This window comes from Oleiphilus sp. HI0079, from assembly GCF_001635105.1.
The window spans coordinates 1-674 of sequence record NZ_LWFT01001170.1 but is presented as its reverse complement, the minus strand read 5'-3'; the positions used below and the strand labels follow the sequence as shown (position 1 = coordinate 674).

The 674-nt window shown below is 44.5% G+C and carries 2 protein-coding genes; both read right to left on the bottom strand.

Annotated features, from left to right (window positions below; genetic code table 11):
• A partial coding sequence (locus A3750_RS25100; RefSeq protein WP_304440219.1) for a phosphoribosylamine--glycine ligase N-terminal domain-containing protein occupies positions 1-140 on the bottom strand: 140 nt, incomplete at its 3' end.
• An 89-nt stretch (positions 141-229) separates the two neighbouring features.
• Positions 230-640 (bottom strand): thioesterase family protein, encoded by a 411-nt coding sequence (locus tag A3750_RS20820; protein ID WP_082873377.1) that lies wholly within the window; start codon positions 638-640, stop codon positions 230-232.
• Positions 641-674: the final 34 nt, after the last annotated feature.

Sequence of the window (674 nt, the reverse complement as noted above, 5' to 3'; positions counted from 1 at the left end):
GCGACATTCTGTAATTTTTCATCTGTCGCGGTGCCGGCATTTCCCGGTGCAACAAATACAGCTTTAACGTCATTGTCTTGTGCGATTTTCCACGCGAGCGCGTGTTCTCTACCGCCGCTTCCTACAACTAAAACATTCATGAATTCAGGCCTTTGGCATGTTTTTTAGGGGCGAAAGGATAACTGAGATGAAAGGTTAGATCAAAGAGACTGCAGTGAGCGTTTGTTGACTAGAAAACCTGAGCGATCTGTTCTAGTTTTTCGCGTGCCTTGCCTTCTATGCTAGTTGCCTTCAGCGTACCTTTGTCCATAAGAACAAAAGTATGTTCTGCCTCAGCTATTTTTTTGTCTCCGCCGTCTGTAAAAATTGTTTGTTGGACTTTACAGCTCGATGTACCGATTTTCATCACTTTGGTCTGAACCTCGAGCATGTCGCCCAGCATACACGGACGCCTGTAATCGACGTTGCTGTTTACTAGGGTGAGGGCGAGTTCAAGCTCGGAAAAAAACTCAATAGCGTTGTAGTTTTCAAAAAGACGCCAGCGAGCTTCCTCCATAAAGGTATTGTAAGCGTTGATATTCATATGACCATATTGGTCAAGATGGTATCCACGGACTGTAAAGCGAGCGTAATCTGACACGAGAAACTACCTGGCAAATTATGAAATGAATCTG